Annotated in this window: 15 protein-coding genes; 4 read left to right on the forward strand and 11 right to left on the reverse strand. The window is 68.8% G+C overall.

Going from position 1 to position 21,020, the window contains the following annotated elements; genetic code table 11:
* Positions 1–48 precede the first annotated feature (48 nt).
* Positions 49–666, forward strand: a complete 618-nt coding sequence (locus ABD374_RS16695) for a GNAT family N-acetyltransferase (protein WP_344495933.1) — start codon at positions 49–51, stop codon at positions 664–666.
* A gap of 76 nt (positions 667–742) precedes the next feature.
* Here ABD374_RS16695 and trxA read toward each other — a convergent pair whose 3' ends face one another.
* The 7 genes from trxA to ABD374_RS16730 all read right to left on the reverse strand — a co-directional run bounded on the left by trxA (position 743) and on the right by ABD374_RS16730 (position 10,374).
* The gene (gene trxA / locus ABD374_RS16700; protein ID WP_344495934.1) at positions 743–1,090 is read right to left on the reverse strand and encodes a thioredoxin; all 348 of its coding nucleotides are present in this window, start codon (positions 1,088–1,090) and stop codon (positions 743–745) included.
* A 46-nt stretch (positions 1,091–1,136) separates the two neighbouring features.
* Complete coding sequence (trxB, locus tag ABD374_RS16705) at positions 1,137–2,111, reverse strand: thioredoxin-disulfide reductase (protein ID WP_344495935.1); 975 nt, start codon at positions 2,109–2,111, stop codon at positions 1,137–1,139.
* Positions 2,112–2,234: 123 nt separating this feature from the next.
* Positions 2,235–3,134 carry an anti-sigma factor gene (locus tag ABD374_RS16710; RefSeq protein ID WP_344495936.1) on the reverse strand — a complete coding sequence of 300 codons (900 nt, stop codon included), beginning with the start codon at positions 3,132–3,134 and terminating at the stop codon, positions 2,235–2,237.
* Positions 3,131–3,835: an RNA polymerase sigma factor SigM gene (gene sigM / locus ABD374_RS16715; protein WP_344495937.1), complete on the reverse strand. Its 705-nt coding sequence runs from the start codon at positions 3,833–3,835 to the stop codon at positions 3,131–3,133. The genes ABD374_RS16710 and sigM overlap by 4 nt, the downstream gene beginning before the upstream one ends.
* Positions 3,836–3,863: 28 nt before the next feature.
* On the reverse strand, positions 3,864–5,582 hold the full coding sequence (locus ABD374_RS16720) for a protein kinase family protein (protein ID WP_344495939.1): 1,719 nt from the start codon (positions 5,580–5,582) through the stop codon (positions 3,864–3,866).
* 120 nt (positions 5,583–5,702) lie between these two features.
* Complete coding sequence (gene murJ, locus ABD374_RS16725) at positions 5,703–7,913, reverse strand: murein biosynthesis integral membrane protein MurJ (protein WP_344495941.1); 2,211 nt, start codon at positions 7,911–7,913, stop codon at positions 5,703–5,705.
* Between the two features lie 157 nt (positions 7,914–8,070).
* Positions 8,071–10,374 (reverse strand): DUF6049 family protein, encoded by a 2,304-nt coding sequence (locus ABD374_RS16730; protein WP_344495943.1) that lies wholly within the window; start codon positions 10,372–10,374, stop codon positions 8,071–8,073.
* A 182-nt stretch (positions 10,375–10,556) separates the two neighbouring features.
* Here ABD374_RS16730 and ABD374_RS16735 point away from each other — a divergent pair, with 182 nt between their 5' ends.
* Complete coding sequence (locus ABD374_RS16735; protein ID WP_344495945.1) at positions 10,557–11,999, forward strand: CCA tRNA nucleotidyltransferase; 1,443 nt, start codon at positions 10,557–10,559, stop codon at positions 11,997–11,999.
* Positions 12,000–12,091: 92 nt separating this feature from the next.
* On the opposite strand, the gene ABD374_RS16740 is transcribed toward ABD374_RS16735, so the two are convergent.
* The 3 genes from ABD374_RS16740 to ABD374_RS16750 all read right to left on the reverse strand — a co-directional run bounded on the left by ABD374_RS16740 (position 12,092) and on the right by ABD374_RS16750 (position 15,286).
* Entirely contained in the window at positions 12,092–13,369 is a 1,278-nt protein-coding gene (locus ABD374_RS16740) for an MFS transporter (RefSeq protein ID WP_344495946.1), read from the reverse strand.
* 100 nt (positions 13,370–13,469) lie between these two features.
* Entirely contained in the window at positions 13,470–14,552 is a 1,083-nt protein-coding gene (locus ABD374_RS16745) for an inositol-3-phosphate synthase (RefSeq protein WP_344495948.1), read from the reverse strand.
* A 50-nt stretch (positions 14,553–14,602) separates the two neighbouring features.
* Entirely contained in the window at positions 14,603–15,286 is a 684-nt protein-coding gene (locus ABD374_RS16750; RefSeq protein ID WP_344495949.1) for a PadR family transcriptional regulator, read from the reverse strand.
* A 366-nt stretch (positions 15,287–15,652) separates the two neighbouring features.
* On the opposite strand from ABD374_RS16750, the gene ABD374_RS16755 reads away from it, so the two are divergent.
* Both ABD374_RS16755 and ABD374_RS16760 read left to right on the forward strand, forming a co-directional pair.
* Positions 15,653–18,346 carry a transglycosylase domain-containing protein gene (locus ABD374_RS16755; RefSeq protein ID WP_344495951.1) on the forward strand — a complete coding sequence of 898 codons (2,694 nt, stop codon included), beginning with the start codon at positions 15,653–15,655 and terminating at the stop codon, positions 18,344–18,346.
* 64 nt (positions 18,347–18,410) lie between these two features.
* Positions 18,411–19,919: a glycosyltransferase family 87 protein gene (locus ABD374_RS16760; protein ID WP_425577257.1), complete on the forward strand. Its 1,509-nt coding sequence runs from the start codon at positions 18,411–18,413 to the stop codon at positions 19,917–19,919.
* Positions 19,920–19,931: 12 nt separating this feature from the next.
* Here the strand turns inward: ABD374_RS16760 and ABD374_RS16765 are convergent, their stop codons facing one another.
* A complete protein-coding gene (locus tag ABD374_RS16765) occupies positions 19,932–20,963 on the reverse strand; it encodes an alanine racemase (protein ID WP_344495955.1) in 1,032 nt (343 codons plus the stop codon).
* Positions 20,964–21,020 lie beyond the last annotated feature (57 nt).

Here is a 21,020-nt window from a genome sequence, read left to right on the forward strand (position 1 = left end):
GGCAGCCGCCCGCGATGCGGCAGGCGAAGGAAGCGAGGAACATCCTTCATGGGGCGTCGGCTCGTACCGCTCACGCTGGACAATCTTCCGGACCTTCCCGAGCGCTGCCGGTCCTGCGTCTTCTGGGAGCTTGATCCGGTCAGTGGAGAAGCAGCCTTAAAGGCGGGCACTCCCGAGCTGGAGAAAGAAGCCTGGATCTCAGCTGTTCTGCTGGAGTGGGGGTCCTGCGGGCGGGTGGTCTACGTCGACGAGGTCCCGGTGGGCTTCGTTCTGTACGCGCCACCGGCGTATGTACCGCGGTCGACGGCGTTCCCCACCAGTCCGGTGTCCCCGGACGCTGTGCAGCTGATGACGGCCTGGATCATGCCCAGCTATCAGGGGCAGGGGCTGGGGCGGGTGATGGTGCAGACCGTTGCCAAGGACGTGCTGCGACGGGGATTCAAGGCCATCGAGGCGTTCGGCAACGCCCGCTGGACGGAGCCCGCGTGTCTGTTGCCCGCCGAGCACCTGCTGTCCGTCGGCTTCAAGACCGTACGTCCGCATCCGTTGCATCCCCGGTTGCGGCTGGAGCTGCGGACGACCCTGTCCTGGAAGGAAGACGTCGAGCTTGCTCTCGACAGGCTGCTGGGGGCGGTCCAGAAGGAACCGGTGCTGCGTCCGCTGTGAGAGTGGGAAAACGTGTGTGGGCTCATCCCTTCCAGGGATGAGCCCACACACGTTTCACGTGAAACAGGAGAGGCTGTCAGGCCGTGGTGACCTCGTCGCCGATGAAGTCACCGAGGTCGCGGACGATCGCGGCCTTCGGCTTGGCGCCGACGATGGTCTTGACGACCTCGCCGTTCTGATACACGTTCAGCGTCGGGATGGACATCACGCCGTACTTGGCGGCGGTGTCCGGGTTCTCGTCGATGTTGAGCTTGACGACCTCGATCTGGTCGCCGTGCTCGGCCGCGATGGCCTCGAGCGACGGGGCGATCTGACGGCACGGACCGCACCACGCGGCCCAGAAGTCGACCAGTACGGGCTTGTCGCTCTTGAGGACGTCCTGTTCGAAGGATGCGTCAGTCACGTTCTTCAAGGTGCCGGCCACGGCAGCCTCCTTAACTTCGGGTGGGGTGTGAGGTGGGGAGGGAAGATCAGACGGTGGCGGTCTTTTCGGGCTCGGCCACCTTCTCGGTGTCGGCGAGAGAGGCCAGGAAGCGCTCGGCGTCGAGTGCGGCCGAGCAGCCGGTGCCCGCAGCCGTGATGGCCTGCCGGTAGGTGTGGTCGACGACGTCACCGGCGGCGAAGACACCGGTGAGGTTCGTGCGCGTCGACGGCGCGTCGACCTTCACGTAACCCTCGTCGTCCAACTCCAGCTGACCCTTGAACAGCTCGGTGCGCGGGTCGTGGCCCACGGCGATGAACAGTCCGGTGACGGGCAGCGGCGTGGTCTCACCGGTCTTGGTGTCCCGCAGCGTCACACCCGCGAGCTTCTGGTCGCCCTGGAGTTCGGCAACCGCGCTGTCCCAGGCGAACTTGATCTTCGAGTCGGCGAAGGCGCGGTCCTGCATCGCCTTGGAGGCGCGCAGGGTGTCCCGGCGGTGGACGATGGTGACGGACTTCGCGAAGCGGGAGAGGAAGGTCGCCTCCTCCATCGCGGTGTCGCCACCGCCGACCACGGCGATGTCCTGGTCCTTGAAGAAGAATCCGTCGCAGGTGGCGCACCAGGAGACACCGCGTCCGGAGAGCGCGTCCTCCTTGGGCAGGCCGAGCTTGCGGTGCTGGGAACCCGTCGAGACGATGACCGCCTTGGCGCGGTGGACCGTGCCGGCGGTGTCGGTGACGGTCTTGATGTCACCGGTGAGGTCGACGGACACGACGTCGTCCGGGACCAGCTCGGCGCCGAAGCGCTCGGCCTGGGCACGCATGTTGTCCATCAGGTCGGGGCCCATGATGCCGTCGCGGAACCCGGGGAAGTTCTCCACGTCGGTGGTGTTCATCAGAGCACCGCCTGCGGTCACCGCACCTTCGAACACCAGCGGCTTCAACGACGCACGCGCTGTGTACAGCGCGGCGGTGTAGCCGGCGGGCCCGGAGCCGATGATGATCACGTTTCGGACGTCGCTCACGGGTTTTTTCCTCGTCTCTGCGGACTGCCTGCTGCCTACTGGGGCCTGTCTGGACTCTCACCCCACCCAACGGATCCTACGGGGCATGCATTCCCGAGGTGTCCGGTCCATTCCGCCGTGATGTCAGCGGCGGGAGTAGGCGTGTGTCAGCAGAATCTCACCCTTGGCAGGGGGAGCCGCCTCGACACAGGCGGCATCGACGACATAGGCCTGTACCCGGCTGGTGTCGGTGGTGTGCGGCAGTACGACGAGGAAGGCGCTCTTGCCGTTGTACGTCCCCTTCTCCGCGGCGAGCGGCACGGTGTTGCGTCCGGTGCCGTCCTGGACGCACTGGGGCACGATCGTGTCGGTCCCCCGCTTGGGAGAGTGGGACTCGACGCCCAGGGAAGAGCCGTCCTCGGCCGTCTTGCTCCGGGACATCGGCTGCTTGGCGATCAGGTCCCGCACCCGGTCCTCGAGAGCGGTGTCGGAGAACTTGTCCTCCGATTTCTTCGTGGCGGAGACGCCGCCGTCGGCGGAGGCGTCCTTGTTGGTCTGAGAAGTCGGTGACTGGAACGGCTGCAGCAGGAGTACGCCCACGCCGAGTGCGGCCGTGCCGAGTACCGCGCCGATGACGGCATTGCGCCGACGGCGCTTTGCCCGGCGGTCCCGTCCGGGACCGGTTGTCGCGTGGGGACGGCCGGCGGGGCGGTCCGCGACGGTGGTCTCGGTGACACGCGGTGCGGGCGCTGTTTCACGTGAAACATGCGCGCTCTCTTCGGGCGCCGTGGAGTCCAGAAGCGCTTCGGCTGCCAGAGCGGCGTCGATGCGGCCTGCGATATCGGCAGGCATGCGCAGCGGGCCGGGCAGGGTGCCGAGCTGCCCGCGGATCTCGTCCAGGGAAGCCTGTACGTCGGCGCACAGCGCGCACGCGTCCAGATGGCGGCGTACCTCTTCCGTGCGGGAAGGGGGCAGGAGGCCCTCGGTGAGATCGGAGATCTCCGAGACGTCCGGGTGCTGAGTCGTGCCGGCCGTCGATGTCATGCGCGCTCACCTCCGCCCTTCACAGCAGCAGGATCACTTGGCCCTGCGTCCTTTGGCCCCGATGCCGGTGGGACGGATGCCCCGGGCGTCCGGTTCCTTCCCCCACCGAGGTGATTGCTGTCCCCGCTGCCGGTGCGCAGATGGGTGAGCAGCGGCAACAGCCGGGCGCGGCCGCGCGCACAGCGGCTCTTCACCGTCCCTGTCGGTACCCCGAGGACGTCGGCGGCCTCCGCCACCGGGTAGCCCTGCATGTCCACGAGTACCAGGGCGGCCCGCTGCTCGGGGGGCAGGGTGGCCAGTGCCGCAATGAGTTCTCGGTGGAGGTCCTGGCGCTCCGCAGGGGCCTCGGCGGATTCGTGGGGCTCCAGCAGCTGGTCGAGGCGGTCGGCGTCGTCGACCGGCGCGGTCTTGCGGGAGGCCGCCTTGCGGGCCCGGTCGAGGCAGGCATTGACGGTGATGCGGTGCAGCCAAGTGGTGACGGCCGACTGGCCACGGAAGGTGTGGGCGGCGCGGTAGGCGGACACCAGGGCGTCCTGGACCGCGTCGGCGGCCTCCTCGCGGTCGCCCAGCGTGCGCAGGGCCACGGCCCACAGCCGGTCGCGGTGACGTCGTACGAGCTCACCGAAGGCGTTCGGGTCGCCTTTGACATGGGCGGCCAGGAGGTCCTGGTCGCTTGTGGCGCTGAGCGTGACGTCGTCCAACGGTGAGCCCCCTCCCCTGGTGTGCAGGTCAGCCGTTGATCCTGATCTCCGAGATTCCGCCGCGGAAGGCGCTGGGTGATCCGTCGGTCGGCAGTTCTGTGATGTGGATCAGGATGTACCGGGTGCGGACCGGCTTGTCGAGCGTGGTTTCCAGCTTGTCTGTCACCGGCTCGAGTGCGGTCATCTCCTGTGAGAAATCGGAGACGGCGGACGGGGCCGAGGCGTCTTCTTCTGCGGCGAGCACTTCGACGGTCTGGCCGCTGCGGTACATGTCGATGTCGATGCCGGACACGTCCTTGACGCTGCCGAGATCGACGATGATCCCGCTGCCGTCCTTGCGTTGCGGGAGGTTGCCGAAGTTGGCGAAACCCCGGTACTGCCCGGTGATCCAGGCGGTGCCGGTCTCACCGTCGATGGCGTTCGGTACATCCTCCGGTTCTATGCCGGAGCCGTTCGGGGCGAACACCGTGGCGTCGGAGATCTGGAGCGGCTTCGGGTCCAGCTTCTTCTTGGGGGCCTCGTCGCCGTTCGGCTGCGAGGTCCTGGAGCCACCGGAGTCCTTGGTGCGGTCCAGGAGCGTGTCGGCGAGCTGCCAGCTGCCGAGGCCGAGCGCGGTGATGAGCAGCGCGGCCACGCTCCACTTGAGGGCTTTGCCGGTGCGGCTCTGGAGCGGTCGGGGCGGGACGGCGGCGATGGGCTGGGTGACGGGCGTGCCCGGGTGCGGGCCCGGCCTGCCGTAGGTTCCCTGCTGGTAGGTGGTGCGCTGGTACTCGGGGGGCGCCGTGAAGGCGGGCTCCGGCGGGCGGATGCGGGGCATCGCGGCGACGGCCTTGGCCAGCTCGTCGGGGGTCGTGCAGGGCGGTTCCTGGCGTGAGGCGGTGGCGCCGTCGTTGACCAGGGCCCGCATGGCGAGCTCCGAAAGGCCCCGGTGGATGCCGGCCCGTACCTGGTCGGGGGGGATCAGTCCGACGCCCTTGGGCAGCCCGGAGAGGCCGTAGGCGTCCTTCTCGTACGGCCAGCGCTGTGTCAGGGCGGCGTACAGCAGCGCACCGATCGCCTCGGTGTCGGTGCGCTGCGGGCGGTCGGAGGTGATGCCGCGCAGAGCGGCGTTCACCGCGAGTCCGCGGATGCGGTACTGGCCCGAGGAGGTCCGCAGGATGGCGCCCGGGGTGAGCCTGAGGTGGGCGAGGCCCTCGCGGTGGGCGGCGGCCATGGCCTGGGAGATCTGGCTGACGAGCTGGTACGCCTCGTGGGCCTCCAGCGGACCCGCTGCGAGGAGCGCCGTCAGTTCGGTGGCGTCGGGCAGCCATTCGTGGACGACATAGACGAGATCGTTCTCCTCCACGGCGTCCAGGACCTGCACGAACCGGGGATCGCCGAGCAGTGCCGAGGAGCGGGCCGCGGCGAGCACGGATCTGGCTCGCGGGTGGTCCGCGGGCAGCAGGTGCACGCCCACGGCCCGGCGCAGCTTCTCGTCGACTGCGCGCCAACTGCTGAAACCGTCCAGGCGGGTGACGCATTCTTCGAGCCGGTAGCGTCTGGCGAGCTTGTGCCCGCTGTGCAGCTCAGGCGTGGCGATGGGGGGTTCGGCGCCTTGGCGCTCGCCGTCCGCGCCGCTCTTGCTCTCGTCCGCTGGCTCCTGGGCTTTTGCCACCCCGTCGGCCGTGGCCTTGTCCGCCTTGGCGGCCAGCGGTTCATCGCCGCTGTTGTCGGCCACGTCGACGGCAGCCGTGCTACGTTCCGCCACCGTCGTTCCTGCCTCCCCATCCGTTGCGCGCTGTTGAACAGCCATGCCAATTGTGCCCACAGTCCGGTGCTATGCACGACACGCGGCGGCCGACGAAGGTTGTGCGGGGCCGCCCGGCCGTCAGCGCCCGAGCCGTCCGCGCACCATGCCGACCATGGCGTTGAGTTCCACGATCCGCATCCTCTTCGCGGCGAGGAAGAAGACGCCGAGGAGCACGATGCCGCCCACGACCAGCGCCGCGAGCGACCCGAGGGCGTCGCTGCCCAGGACCCGCATGATGCCGAAGGCCGCCGCGCCGCCGAGGATCGCCGCCGGTACTGAGGCACCGGCGAGCCTGGCGTACGTACGCAGGACGTGTGTGCCGTCCAGGTCGCCCCCCAGCCGGTTGCGCAGGCGCCGCCAGGCCACACCGACACCGATGGCGTAGGCCAGCCCGTAGGAGGCGGCCATGCCGACCACGGCCCACTGGGGGGGCAGGACGAAGTAGCAGACGGCGGAGGCCGCGGCGTTGACCGCGGCGACGATGACGGTGTTGTAGAAGGGGGTGCGGGTGTCCTCGTACGCGTAGAAGCCGCGCAGGACGACGTACTGCACGGAGTACGGGATGAGGCCGAGTCCGAAGGCCATCAGAGTGAAGCCCATGGCTTGGGCGCCCTCGTGGCCGGTGGAGGCGAACAGCAGGGTGCACATGGGGACGCCGAGCGCCAGGAACGCGAAGGCGACCGGGACGATCGCGACGGCCGAGTTGCGCAGTCCCTGGGAGATGTCGTCGCGGACGGCGCCCGGATCGTTGTCATGTGCGGCGCGGGAGATGCGGGGCAGCAGGGCGGCCATGACGGAGACCGTGATGATGGCCTGCGGCATGCCCCAGATCAGCTGGGCGTTGGAGTAGGCGAGGATGCCCGCGCCGTCCTTGCCGGAAGCCTTGCCCGCGGCGGTCGCGAGCTGCGTGACGACGAGGACGCCGGCCTGGTTGGCGAGGACGAACAGGACGGTCCACTTGGCGAGCTTGACGGTCTTGCCGAGACCGTGGCCCTTCCAGTCGAAGCGGGGGCGGTAGCGGAACCCGGTCTCGCGCAGGTACGGGATCATCGCCAGGGCCTGGACGGCGAGGCCGAGCAGGGTGCCGATGCCCAGGAGCTGGACGCCTTCGTCGGGGATGGTCGTCACGCCCATCCGGGATTCGGCGGAGGTGCCGTACACCCAGATGAACAGGCCGAACGTGGCGATCATGACGATGTTGTTGAGGACCGGGGTCCACATCATCGCGCCGAACTTCCCGCGGGCGTTGAGGATCTGCCCCATGACGACGTGCACGCCCATGAAGAAGATCGTGGGCAGGCAGTAGCGGGCGAAGGTGACGGCGACGCTGTTGGCCGCCTCGTTTTCGGCGATCGACAGGGACATCAGGCGGATCAGCAGTGGCGCCGCGAAGACCGCGAGGGCCACGATGATGCCGAGCGCGACCATGACGAGGGTCAGGAGGCGGTTGGCGAAGGCCTCGCCGCCGTCCTCGTCGTTCTTCATCGCGCGCACCAGCTGGGGCACGAAGACCGAGTTGAGACCGCCGCCGACCGTGAGGATGTAGATCATCGTCGGCAGGGTGTACGCCACGGTGAAGGTGTCGCCGAGCAGTGCCGCGCCCAGAGCCGCGGTGATCACCAGGGAACGTACGAAACCGGTGAGGCGGGAGACCAGCGTGCCCGCGGCCATCAACGCGCTCGACTTCAGCACGCTCGCCGCGCGGCCGGCGGGCTTCTTCGGCGGGGCGGGGGCCGCCTCGGGGGCGGCCGCGGGGGCGGGCTGCCCCGGTGCCTGCTGGTCGCGGTAGAGATGGGCGAACGCGTCCTGCTCGGCGGGTTCCTCGCCCGCCTTGGTGATCAGGTCGTCCACGCCCACGAACTCGGTGGTCGCGGCATCGTCCCCGTACGGCAGGCGGCGCGAGAAGCCTTCCGGTTCGGGCGGCGGGGTCTGCGCCCACACGTGCGGATCCGGTGTGTACTGCGGCGCGGACGGCTGCTGGTACAGCGGCTGCGGCTCCTGATAGGTGCCGGGCGGCGGCGGAGGGTGCGAGGCGCGGTCGTAGAGCGCCTCCGTCACCGGGTCCTGCGCGGTGAGGTCCTGGGAGCGGTACGGGTCGTAGCTGTAGGCGTCCTGGACGTACGGGTCCGGGACGGCATAGGGCTCCTGGTCGGACTCGGGATGCCGGTCGGACCCGGGATGCTGCGGCGACGGCACATGGCCTGCTGCCGAGGGCTCCGGGGGCGCCCCCCGGAAGGGCACGGTGCCGCCCGCGCCCTGTCCACGGTCACCGTCGTACGGCGCGTTCACTGGTGCTCCCCTCGAGCTTCCTGTTCCGGCGAGCTGTGCCCCGCTGGCCGACCATGCTGATCGTGTGGACCGGCCGGAGATCCGGGGACTCTCTCCCGGGAAGACGCTGCATTGCAACCCCACCTCATCGTCCCCGGCCGCCCGGTCACGGTGTTGCTCAACGGTCCACTTTCTCACCCGTGCCCGAAGGGTTGCTGCTTTCGGGACCGGTGTCCGGTGTCGGGTCACTCGGCTGCTCGGAGTCGCCGCCCTCGCCGTCGGCCCCGTCGGCGGCCTCATGGGCGGCCGCGCGCTTGCGCTGGGCGTACATCCTGACGCCGGCGAGAACCAGCAGCAGCACACCGCCGGCGATGACAAGCATCACGGTCGGAGTGAACTCGTTGACGTCGACCGTGAACACCATCCGGCGGCCGTACGGTGTGCCGTCCTCGGTGTAGAGCTGGGCGATCACCGGGACCGGGCCGTTGGCGTTGGCGGTGGCGGTGAACTTCACCGACTGGCTGTGACCGCCCGCGACCTTCACCCGCTGCTCGGCGACGGTCTGTCCGCCGCCCATGTTGAGCCGGGTGGGCTTGGTCGACTCGAGTCGCAGCACCAGGTGCTCGACCCCCTGCACCAGCTTGTTCTGAACGGTCACCGGCACCGTCGCGCTGCGCCCCGACAGGGTGGCGTCGGACTTCTGGATGAGCTGCACCTCGTCGGTGAGGCTCATCAGGTAGCTCTGCACCCCGTTGCGGTACGTCTGGGCCTTCGGCCCGTTCCCGCGCCAGGACGTCGACATCGCGCGGTTGATCGCGTTGCCGAAGGGGGTGACCACCCGGTCGGGTGCGGTGAGGATCACCTTGAAGTTGTCGAGCTTGGCCTGCGTGGTCTTGATGTCCTGGAACGCCTTGGCCGCGAGCTCCTGCCTGCTCAGCGACCGGGGGTACGAGGACGGCCCCGGCACGTCGGTCGTGGCACGGGCGTCGGGCTTGGCCTTCGCCGCAGCCACCAGGTCCAGCGGCTCGGACCAGCGCTGGGCGTCGAGGCTGTGCAGGGCGCGCGCCATCGACTGGGCCTGGCTCGCGGACGGCAGCCGCTGCGGGGCGACCACGATGCTGCGTTGCTTCTCCTCGTCCTGGAGCGTCACCGCCAGGGTCTGGGCGAGGAACTTCTGTATGGCGAGGGTGGAGTCGCCGGCCTTCGACATGTCGCCCTCGAAGGCGGTGGAGAGCCGGGCGTCGGCGACCACCGCGGTGGTGCCGCCGCCGATCGGACGGGCCGCGGTGGGCGTGTACGGCAGGCCCCTCGTCTCCTGGAGACTGTCGCTGCGGGCGATCACGTTGTGTGCGCCGGCCGAAGTGGCGACATCGACGACCGACGGGTCGACGGCGCCGTTCACCGGCCAGGAGAAGTCGGTGGAAGGTTCCGTGTGGAGGATCGACTTCACGGTGGTGGCGGCGACATCGGTCGCCCGCCGCAGATGGCTGAGAGAGCCGGGCACGTCCTTGCCACGGTGCGCCAGCGAGGCCAGATCGGGGTCGGCGAACGGCAGGGCGACGACCTTTTTGCCTTCCACTGCCTTCTGGAGATCGCTCAGCCACCGGTTGGCGACGGCCTGGTTCTTGCCGGCGACGGTTGTTTCACCGTCCTCGGACTTGACGTCGTAGCTCTCGGTCATCGCGTTGACCGTGGCGAGCAGGTCCGGGTCGACGACCCAGGTCACCGGCAGTTCCTTGCCGAGCGAGACGAGCTGTTCCAGCCGTCCGCCCGGGGCGAGCTCCGCGCCGAGGTCGTCGTTCTCGAAGACCGGGGTCTGCTGCTCGTCCGAACCCGTCTCGGCGGTGAGATGCGTCGAGGAGATCAGCGGCCACAGGTAGGTGAGCCGGGTCTTCTTCTCGGTGGCTTCGGGCTGCCAGGGCAGGAAGGTCCGCTGGACGCCCAGAGTCTGCTCGTACGGCCGGCTCGGGGTCTGCCCCGACAGGGACACGCCGAGCCGGTAGACACCCTGGTCGTCGAGGTCCAGTTTGTCGACCGGCACCGTGATGCTGAAGTTCTCGCTGATGCCGGCGGGGAGGGTCGCGAATCTCTTGGTGAACTTCCCGCCGAGCTCCGCGCGGTCACGGACGTTCGCGTCCCGGCTGTGCCGGGCCGTTGCATCGATCGCCGTTCTGCCGGACAGGCGCGGCCCCACGCTCAGTCCGACATGCGCGTCGGTGACGGCTTCCTTGCCCCTGTTGGTGACCGTGCCGGAAATGGTGATCTCGTCACCCTCCACCGGAGCGCCGGGAGACAGTGCGTCGAGGGACACATCGACCGTGTGCGAGCCGGGGGCCTTGTCGGCTGCCCGCGCGGGCGCGGCGGCCGGGAGGTACAGAAGGCCCGCGACCAGCGGGGCGCCGGCGAGCAGTCCTGCCGTGCGCCGCAGCCACCGGCGGGCAGGTGAGGGAGTCATCCCCTGAAAGTCTGCCGCCTCGGCCACGCTCTCGCCCGTCCCTCGTCATCGTCTGCTGCCGGTGTTGGTTGTCGGTTCCTGCGTCCACGCATGGTAACGAGGTGTGCTGTGGCAAAGTGCTGCCGAGTGCTCCACGTGATCGGAAGGCTCCTCGGGGCGGCGGTAAACGGGGACGCCCCGGCGGACCGGGGCACGTACTCTTTTCTGTTGTGCCGAATGCCAACGAAGACAATCCCAGTGCCCTGAGTCAGGTGCAGCGCCGCGCGGTCAGCGAACTGCTGCGGGTCTCTCCTGTCGCCGACGATCTCGCGCGCCGTTTCCAGGAGGCGGGCTTCGCTCTCGCGCTCGTCGGCGGATCGGTCAGGGACGCGCTGCTCGGCCGCCTCGGCAATGATCTGGACTTCACGACCGATGCCCGCCCCGAGGACGTACTGAAGATCGTCCGCCCCTGGGCGGACTCGGTGTGGGAGGTCGGGATCGCCTTCGGCACGGTGGGGTGCCAGAAGGCGGGCTACCAGATCGAAGTCACGACGTACCGCTCCGAGGCGTACGACAGGACCTCCCGCAAGCCGGAGGTGTCCTACGGCGACTCCATCGAGCAGGACCTCGTACGCCGGGACTTCACCGTGAACGCGATGGCCGTCGCGCTTCCGGAGAAGGAGTTCATCGACCCCCACGGCGGCCTCGACGACCTCGCGGCCCGTGTGCTGCGCACTCCCGGGACCCCTGAGGAGTCGTTCTCCGACGATCCGCTGCGCATGATGCGCGCCGCGCGGTTCGCCGCTCAGCTCGATTTCGAGGTGGCCCCCGAGGTCGTCGCGGCGATGAAGTCGATGTCCGAGCGCATTGAGATCGTCTCGGCGGAGCGGGTCCGGGACGAGCTCAACAAGCTGATTCTCTCCGTGAACCCGCGCAAGGGCCTGAGGCTGCTCGTCGACAGCGGTCTCGCCGGACACGTACTGCCCGAGCTGCCGGCACTGCGTCTGGAGAGTGATGAGCATCACAGGCACAAGGATGTCTATGAGCATTCGCTGACCGTTCTGGAGCAGGCCGTGGACCTGGAACGGGACGGGCCGGACCTGGTGCTGCGGCTCGCTGCGCTGCTGCACGACATCGGGAAGCCGCGGACGCGGCGCTTCGAGCAGGACGGCCGGGTCTCCTTCCACCACCACGAGGTGGTGGGCGCGAAGATGACCAAGAAGCGCATGACCGCCCTGAAGTACTCCAACGACATGATCAAGGACGTCTCGACGCTGGTGGAGCTGCACCTGCGCTTCCACGGGTACGGCACCGGTGAGTGGACCGACTCCGCGGTGCGCCGGTACGTACGCGATGCGGGTCCTCAGCTGGAGCGGCTGCACAAGCTGACCCGCTCGGACTGCACCACGCGCAACAAGCGCAAGGCGAGCGCGCTGTCGCGGGCGTACGACGGGCTCGAGGAGCGCATCGCACAGCTTCAGGAGCAGGAAGAGCTGGACTCCATCCGGCCGGACCTGGACGGCAACCAGATCATGAAGGTGCTTGGCACCGGTCCAGGCCCGGAGATCGGCAAGGCGTACAAGTTCCTGCTGGAGCTGCGGCTGGAGAACGGGCCGATGGGCTACGACGCGGCGGTCGCGGCGCTCAAGGAGTGGTGGGCGACGCAGAGCTGAGGTCATGTTTCACGTGAAACATGACGATGGGCGGACACGCGAGGGGCGGTGTTTCACGTGAAACACCGCCCCTCGCGTGTCCGCTGCCCGCGCTACAGGGCGCTCTCGGCCCGGTTCCAGCGGAACATGGTCGCGGCAACCGCCGCATAGAGGAGAGCGACCGCGACCACCAGCGCGGCCGAGCGGCCGTCAGCAGGCAGCACCATCGCGGCTGTGGCCGCGGCGCCTACGAACGCGACGTTGAACAGCACGTCGTAGACCGAGAAGATCCGCCCGCGAAAGGCGTCGTCGACCGACGACTGCACCACCGTGTCCGTGGTGATCTTCACGCCCTGCGTCGTGAGGCCGAGCACGAAGGCAGCGATCATCATCGGGATGGGTGTGAAAGGCAGGGCGAGAGCCGGTTCCAGCACGGCGGCCGCCCCCGCGCACAGGACCGTCCACCCGTACGGTCCGAGCCGCCCCGCCCCCCATGGCGTCAGTACCGCGGCCGTGAAGAACCCCGCTCCCGAGATCCCGACGGCGATACCGAGCAGCGCCAGTCCCTCGGAACCGTCTCCCGGCCCGTCGGTCCAGGCGTACCGGCACAGCATCAGCACCATGACCGTCAGTGCGCCGTAGCAGAAGCGCATCAGCGTCATCGCGGCCAGCGCGCGTGCCGCGGCCCGGCGTTCCGCCAGGTGCCGCAGGCCGTCGGCGAGGCCCCGCACGGTGGAAGCCAGCGCGGCGCCCAGCCGCGGTTGCACCCGCTCGGGGTCGGGGCCGAGCAGCTCGCGGCTCATGCGCAGTGACGACAGGGCGGCACAGAGATAGAGAGCCGCTCCCAGGAGCACCACCGCCGTATCGGAGTCCGAGGCCACCAGCCGTACGGCGAACGCGAGGCCGCCGCCCGCGGTGGCGGCGAGCGTCCCGGCGGTCGGAGAGAGCGAGTTGGCCACGACGAGCCGGTCGGTGTCCACGACGCGCGGCAGGGCGGCCGAGAGCCCGGACAGGACGAAGCGGTTGACGGCGGTGACGGAGAGGGCCGAGGCGTAGAAGAGCCAGTCGGGCACGGACGCGAGGATCAGCACCGCGGTGCCGCAGGCGAGCGCGGCCCGCAGCAGGTTCCCGTACAGGAAGACCTGGCGGCGCTGCCAGCGGTCGAGCAGTACGCCAGCGAAGGGCCCGACCACCGAGTAGGGGAGCAGCAGGACGGCCATCGCCGAGGCGATCGCGCCGGGCGAGGTCTGCTTCTCCGGGGAGAAGACGACGTACGTGGCGAGCGCGACCTGGTACACGCCGTCCGCGCACTGGGAGAGCAGCCGGACCGCCAGCAGGCGGCGGAAGTCGGTCAGGCGCAGGAGTACGCGCAGATCACGTACGACGGGCATGCGAGCAAGGGTCACACACGTCGAGGGTCCCCGGGCGGAATGGCCCGGGGACCCTCGACGATCGGCCCGTTGTGGAGCTTCAGGCGGGGCAGGCGGAGCTTTAGCGCTCGACCTCGCCCTTGATGAAGCTCTCGACGGCGCGGTGGGCCTCGTCGTCGAAGTACTGAACCGGCGGGGACTTCATGAAGTACGAGGACGCGGAGAGGATCGGGCCGCCGATACCGCGGTCCTTGGCGATCTTCGCGGCGCGCACGGCGTCGATGATGACACCCGCGGAGTTCGGGGAGTCCCAGACCTCGAGCTTGTACTCCAGGTTCAGCGGAACGTCACCGAAGGCACGGCCCTCGAGGCGTACGTAGGCCCACTTGCGGTCGTCCAGCCAGGCCACGTAGTCGGACGGACCGATGTGGACGTTGTCCGCACCGAGGTCGCGGTCGGGGATCTGCGAGGTGACGGCCTGCGTCTTCGAGATCTTCTTGGACTCCAGGCGCTCACGCTCGAGCATGTTCTTGAAGTCCATGTTGCCGCCGACGTTCAGCTGCATCGTGCGGTCCAGGACGACGCCCCGGTCCTCGAACAGCTTCGCCATCACGCGGTGCGTGATGGTGGCGCCGACCTGCGACTTGATGTCGTCGCCGATGATCGGGACGCCCGCCTCGGTGAACTTGTCCGCCCACTCCTTGGTGCCGGCGATGAAGACCGGGAGAGCGTTGACGAAGGCGACCTTGGCGTCGATGGCGCACTGCGCGTAGAACTTCGCAGCGTCCTCGGAACCGACGGGCAGGTAGCAGACGAGGACGTCGACCTGGCGGTCCTTGAGGACCTCGACGATGTCGACCGGCGCCTCGGCGGACTCCTCGATGGTCTGGCGGTAGTACTTGCCCAGGCCGTCGAGGGTGTGACCGCGCTGCACGGTGATGCCGGAGTTCGGCACGTCGCAGATCTTGATGGTGTTGTTCTCGCTGGCGCCGATGGCGTCCGCGAGGTCGAGGCCGACCTTCTTCGCGTCGACGTCGAAGGCGGCGACGAACTCGATGTCCTTCACGTGGTAGTCGCCGAACTGCACGTGCATGAGACCCGGCACCTTGCCCGCCGGGTCGGCGTCCTTGTAGTACTCGACGCCCTGCACCAGCGAGGCGGCGCAGTTGCCCACGCCGACGATGGCTACGCGAACCGAACCCATTGGCGGTTGCTCCCTGTGTTCTCGACGAAGCCCTGCGGATGTGCAGGGCTTCACTTTGCGATGTCGTCGGACGGATCCGGCCCGGTGTCGTCCCGGTGCCGGAGCAGGCCGTCCGTCTCTTCAGATGTGGTGTCGTGACGAGCCGGGCTCTCGGGGTCGGACCGTCGCTGATCCCTCCCCGCCCGCTCGCTCTCGATGAGCTCGTTCAGCCAGCGCACTTCGCGCTCCACGGACTCCATGCCGTGACGCTGCAGCTCAAGCGTGTAGTCGTCGAGCCGCTCCCGGGTACGGGCCAGGGAGGCGCGCATCTTCTCGAGACGCTCCTCCAGCCGGCTCCTGCGGCCCTCGAGGACCCGCATCCGCACCTCGCGCTCCGTCTGCCCGAAAAAGGCGAAACGGGCGGCGAAGTGCTCGTCCTCCCAGGTATCGGGGCCGGTGTGGGAGAGCAGCTCCTCGAAGTGCTCCTTACCTTCGGCCGTCAACCGGTAGACGATCTTGGCTCGGCGTCCCGCGAGCGAAGCGGCGAGCGCCTCCTCCGCAGCAATGCCTGTCTCTTCGATCAACCAGCCGTTTGCCACGAGCGTCTTGAGGCAGGGGTAGAGCGTCCCGTAGCTGAAAGCGCGGAAGATCCCCAGCGAGGTGTTGAGGCGCTTGCGCAGCTCGTAACCGTGCATCGGGGACTCGCGCAGCAGACCGAGCACGGCGAATTCGAGGATGCCTGAGCGCCTGCTCATCCTTCGCCTCCTCAGTCGCCGTCGGTCCCTATGCCGAGCTGATGTATCGACTCGATACATCCAGACGATAGAACGGCAGCTCCGATGCGACAAGGGGGGGCATGGTGAACGGCGTCACATCACCATTTCGATGCGCGTAACTTGCCTGATTTGAGGCGAACCTCGGCGCTGGGCGGGTTTTGACGGTGCGTAGTCTGTGCGGCATGCAGACCACCGGGAACCAAGTGACGCCAGGGAGCGTCCTCGTCCTGGATGTACATGAGGCCGTACGGACGGGCCCCGACCAGGGCTGGTCCGTACTTCGGGGGGACCGGAACTCACCTGCCGCTTCCAGGCGCTCTCGCCTGCCCGAGGAGTAGTCGTTCGATGAGCGAGCACCGTCGCAAACCGTCGCAGCCGCAGGACGGCGGACGCGCCGCGGCCCGGCGAGCCGCCCAGCAGCCATCAGGCCGCCGCGCGGCACCCGTGCGGGACACCCACACCAGTACCACCGAGTCGTACTCCGGTTCGTACGGGGACGAGCGCCCGCCGGGCGGCAGGGCCGAAGCCCGCCGCGCCGCCCAGCGCGGCGCGGCCGGCGGAGCACGCCGGGGCGGTCCCGCGCGGGGGCGCGGAGGACCGCCGGCCAAGAAGCGGTTCATCGACTACCCGCGCTCGGACAAGTACGGGTGGCGACGGTTCGTGCCGTCCTGGAAGCTGATCGGCGGCACCTGCCTCGGCTTCTTCGCGCTCCTGGTCGTGGGGACGGGAGCGGCCTTCGCCTGGGTCGATACGCCCGACGCGCAGAAGATGGCCCAGGCGCAGAGCAACGTCTTCTACTGGGACAACAAGACGCAGCTCGCCACGACCGACGGCGAGCGCAACCGTCAGAACGTCCCCCTCGAGAAGATCTCGAAGTCCATGCAGGACGCGGTGATCGCGGCCGAGAACGCCTCCTTCTACGACGACTGGGGCGTCGACCCCAAGGGCATCGGCCGGGCCGTGTTCAACATGGCCACGGGCGGGGAGACCCAGGGCGGCTCGACCATCACCCAGCAGTACGTGAAGAACAACTACCTGGACCAGGAACAGACGCTGAAGCGCAAGTTCACCGAGCTGATCATCTCGCTCAAGGTCGGTACGCAGGAAGACAAGAGGGAGACCCTCGCCGGCTACCTGAACACCGCCTACTACGGCCGTAGCGCCTACGGAATCCAGGCCGCGTCCCAGGCGTACTTCGGCACGGACAGCAAGGACCTGAAGCCCGAGCAGAGCGCGTTCCTCGCCCAGGTCCTCAAGGGACCGAACCTCTACAACCCCGACGGCGGCATCGGCACCAACGCCACCCCCGAGGCGAACACCGAGCGGGCCAAGGAGCGCTGGGCGTGGATCCTCGACCGTCAGGTGGAGGTGGGTCTGATGGAGAAGGAAGAGCGGGCGAAATACACGACGTTCCCCGAGCTCAAGGACTCCGAGGAGGCCACCGGCCTCACCGGACAGAAGGGCTACCTGGTCGAGACCGCCAAGAAGTACGTGATGAAGCAGGCCGGCCTCACGGTCGAGGACCTGGCGCGCGGCGGCTACCGCATCTACACGACCTTCAACAAGGAGAAGGTCGAGGCGATGGAGGAGGCGGTCAACAAGACCCGCAAGGACTTCCTGGACCTCAAGAAGCGCCCGGAGAAGGACAGGTTCGTCCAGTTCGGCTCCGCCTCGGTGGACGTGAAGACCGGCGCGATCGTCGCCCTCTACGGCGGCGAGGGCTGGGACAAGAAGCACTTCACCAACAACGCCGACACCTCCGGCGTCCCCGTCGGTTCGACGTGGAAGCCCTATGTTCTCGCCGCGGCGATGCAGTACGGCACCCAGAACACCGCCGAAGGCCAAGGACTCTCGCCGGACAGCAAGTACAACGGCAACGACCTCACCGTCATCAGGAACCGCGACGGCGACCCCCTGATGAACAACAAGGGAAAGCCGTTCCGGCAGAAGAACGAGAGCCCCACGCCGTACGGCTACGTCACGCTCACCGAGGCGATGGAGAAGTCCATCAACACGCCCTTCGCCCAGCTCGGCATCGACGTCGGCCTGAACAATGTGCGCCAGGTCGCGGAGGACACCGGCATCCTCAGGGACTCCATGGACCCCAACAACAACGCCTCGTTCTCCCTGGGTACGTCCACCCCGAGCGCCATCCGCATGGCCGACTCGTACGCGACGTTCGCCGCCTCGGGCAAGCACCACGAGCCCTACTCCGTCGTGGAGGTCGTCCGCGACGGCCGGAAACTGCCCGGCTTCGTGGCGCCCAAGGGAAAGCAGAACCTGACCAACGACGTCGCGGACAACGTCACCAAGGTCCTCGAGAACGTCGTCGAGAACGGCACCGGCACCAAGGCCAAGAAGCTGGGCCGCCCGGCCGCGGGCAAGACCGGTACCACCGACAAGAACAAGTCGGCCTGGTTCGTCGGCTACACCCCGCAGCTGTCGACCTCGGTCACCATGTTCCGTACGGATCCCGAATCCCGCGAACTGCTCTCCATGAACGACACCGGTGGCGTTTCCTCCATCCACGGTGGTGACATCCCCGCCGAGGTGTGGACGGACTACATGAAGGAAGCGCTCAAGAACGACCCCGTAAAGGACTTCCCCGAGGCCAACCCGATCGGTGAGAAGGCCGACTCGGTCGGCGCGCCGAGCCCGACGCCGACCCCCACCCCGTCCGAGACGCCCTCCGAGACGCCCTCCGAGACGCCCTCCGCGACACCGTCCCCGACCCCCTCGGAAACGGAGACGGCCAAGCCGTCCGAGTCCGCCACTCCCTCCAGTGACGAGACCTGCTCGCCGCTCGACTGGGCCTGCGACGACGGTGACAACAAGGGCGGCGACAACAACGGCGGTACGGACGCGGGCGGCACCGACACCGGCGGTACGGACGCGGGCGGCACCGACACGGGTGGAGCCGCCGACGGCGGCACCGAGGGCGGCACGACCGACGGCGCCACCACCGACGGCGGCACCGACGGCAAGCCGGGCAACGGCAACAGCAGCAACGGCGGCCTGTTCGGAGGGGGCGACGGCTGACGCCACGCCCCACCCCCGCCCCCCTGACGAGGGCCGTCGCACCCGGTGCGGCGGCCCTCGCCGCATGCCCAGCCCCGTACGGCAGGATGACCCCATGACGAGCGTGCACGAGGACCGGCCCGTAGTACGGCCCACGCAGCAGGACGAAGTCGCCGCGGCGGGCAGCGAGCTGATCGGCGGACCCGCCGGCCGGTGGGCCAGGCCCGGCGCCGGCCGCCTCACGCCGGTCCGCGTCGTCGCCCTGGTCGCGATCGGCATGTTCGCGCTCGGCATGGTGCAGAAGATCCCCTGCTACGAGTGGGCCTGGTTCCGCGGCACCAGTTCGCAGTACACGCACGCCTGCTACTCCGACATCCCCCACCTGTACCTGGGGCGGGGCTTCGCCGACGGCCTCGTACCGTACTTCGACCGCTTGCCCGGCGACATGCAGTTCCTCGAGTACCCCGTCCTGACGGGGCTCTTCATGCAGGTCGCGGCCTGGTTGACCCTGCCCTTCGACGGCTCCGTGCAGGAACGCGAACAGGCCTACTGGATGGTCAACGCGGGCATGCTGATGATCTGCGCCTCGGTCATCGCCGTCTGCGTCGCCCGTACGCACCGACGACGCCCCTGGGACGCGCTGCTCGTCGCTCTCGCACCGGCCCTCGCGCTGACCGCCACCATCAACTGGGACCTGCTCGCCGTCGCCCTCACCGCCGCCGCGATGCTCATGTGGTCCCGGGGACGTTCACTGGCCTTCGGCATCCTCATCGGGCTCGCCACCGCCGCGAAGCTCTATCCCGTACTCCTCCTCGGACCGCTCCTCGTACTGTGCTGGAGGGCGGGCAAGTACCGCGAGTACGGGGCCGCGCTGCTCGGCGCGGCAGGGGCCTGGCTCCTGGTGAACCTGCCCGTCATGCTCTTCGCCCCCGAAGGGTGGAAGAAGTTCTACACCTTCAGCCAGGAACGGTCCGTCGACTTCGGGTCCTTCTGGCTGATCATCACGCAGCGCACCGGGAAGCCGCTCGACGTCGAAGCCGTCAACACGTACGCGACGCTGCTGATGCTCCTGCTGTGCGCGGGCATCGCGGCCCTGACCCTGACGGCGCCCCGCCGGCCGCGCTTCGCCCAGCTCGCCTTCCTGGTGGTCGCCGCGTTCATCCTCACCAACAAGGTCTACTCGCCGCAGTACGTCCTGTGGCTCATCCCCCTCGCCGCCCTGGCCCGGCCGCGCTGGCGCGACTTCCTGATCTGGCAGGCCGGCGAGGTCATGTACTACCTCGGGATCTGGATGTACCTCGCGTACACCACCAGCGGCGACAAGCAGCGCGGGCTGCCCCCCGAGGGCTACCAGCTCGCCATCGCGCTGCACCTGCTGGCCACGCTCTACCTGTGCGCCGTCGTCGTACGCGACATCCTCATGCCCGACCGGGACACCGTACGGCGCGACGGGACGGACGACCCCTCGGGGGGCGTCCTCGACGGGGCCCAGGACACGTTCGTCCTGGGCAGGGCGGCACACCCGCCGCGGCATGCCGCGCACCACGTGGAGGGGCCCCGGGTGAGATGGGGCACCACCACGTCCGGCGGCTGACGCCGCGGGCTGTCAGCGGTCGACGAGACGGTCGAACTGCGTTGTCGTGTGCCGCAGATGGGCCACCAGCTCGTCGCCCACCTTCAGCTCCTGGGCGTCCGCGGGGACGAACAGGATCGACACCTGCATGTGCGGCGGCTCGGCGAACCAGCGCTGCTTGCCCGCCCACACGAACGGCGCGAGATTGCGGTTCACCGTGGCGAGCCCGGCCCGCGCCACCCCCTTCGCACGCGGCATCACACCGTGCAGCGCCTTCGGCGCCTCCAGACCGACACCGTGCGACGTACCACCGGCCACCACCACCAGCCAGCCGTCCGAGGCCACCTTCTGCTGGCGGTAACCGAACCGGTCGCCCTTGGACACCCGGGTCACGTCCAGCACCGCTCCCCGGTACTGCGTCGCCTCGTGGTCGCCCAGCCACAGCCGGGTACCGATGCGCGCACGGAAACGGGTCTGCGGGAACTGCTGCTGCAGCCGCGCCAGCTCCTCGGCCTTCAAGTGGCTGACGAACATCGTGTGCAGCGGAAGCCGGGCCGCCCGCAGCCGGTCCATCCAGCCGATGACCTCCTCGACCGCGTCCGAACCGTCCATGCGGTCCAGCGGGAGGTGCAGGGCGAAGCCCTCCAGCCGTACGTCCTCGATGGCCGCGTGGAGCTGCCCGAGCTCCTCCTCCTTCACCCCGTGGCGCTTCATCGAGCTCATGCACTCGATGACGACACGGGCGCCGACCAGGGCGTGCACCCCGTCCACCGACGACACCGAACGGATCACCCGGTCCGGCAGCGGAACCGGCTCCTCACCACGCCGGAACGGCGTCAGGACGAGCAGGTCACCACCGAACCAGTCCTTGATGCGCGCCGCTTCGTAGGTGGTGCCGACGGCGAGGATGTCCGAGCCGAAACGGGTCACCTCGTCCGCGAGCCGTTCATGGCCGAAGCCGTAACCGTTGCCCTTGCAGACCGGCACGATTCCCGGGAACTGATCGAGCACGGACTTCTGGTGCGCCCGCCAGCGCGCGGTGTCGACATAGAGGGTGAGCGCCATGGCCGGTCCGGAACCTTTCTCGGGGCTGCGGTGTATCGGAGATATGAAGGGATGCGG

Source organism: Streptomyces enissocaesilis, from assembly GCF_039533765.1.
Taxonomy (GTDB): Bacteria; Actinomycetota; Actinomycetes; order Streptomycetales; family Streptomycetaceae; genus Streptomyces; species Streptomyces enissocaesilis.

Excerpts from the sequence above, each read along its gene's own strand:
- ABD374_RS16740 (WP_344495946.1), bottom strand. The coding sequence starts at position 13,369 with ATGCCCGTCGTACGTGATCTGCGCGTACTCCTGCGCCTGACCGACTTC.
- ABD374_RS16750 (WP_344495949.1), bottom strand. The coding sequence starts at position 15,286 with ATGAGCAGGCGCTCAGGCATCCTCGAATTCGCCGTGCTCGGTCTGCTG.
- ABD374_RS16745 (WP_344495948.1), bottom strand. The coding sequence starts at position 14,552 with ATGGGTTCGGTTCGCGTAGCCATCGTCGGCGTGGGCAACTGCGCCGCC.
- ABD374_RS16695 (WP_344495933.1), top strand. The coding sequence starts at position 49 with ATGGGGCGTCGGCTCGTACCGCTCACGCTGGACAATCTTCCGGACCTT.
- ABD374_RS16710 (WP_344495936.1), bottom strand. The coding sequence starts at position 3,134 with ATGACATCGACGGCCGGCACGACTCAGCACCCGGACGTCTCGGAGATC.
- ABD374_RS16760 (WP_425577257.1), top strand. The coding sequence starts at position 18,411 with ATGCCCAGCCCCGTACGGCAGGATGACCCCATGACGAGCGTGCACGAG.
- ABD374_RS16755 (WP_344495951.1), top strand. The coding sequence starts at position 15,653 with ATGAGCGAGCACCGTCGCAAACCGTCGCAGCCGCAGGACGGCGGACGC.
- ABD374_RS16765 (WP_344495955.1), bottom strand. The coding sequence starts at position 20,963 with ATGGCGCTCACCCTCTATGTCGACACCGCGCGCTGGCGGGCGCACCAG.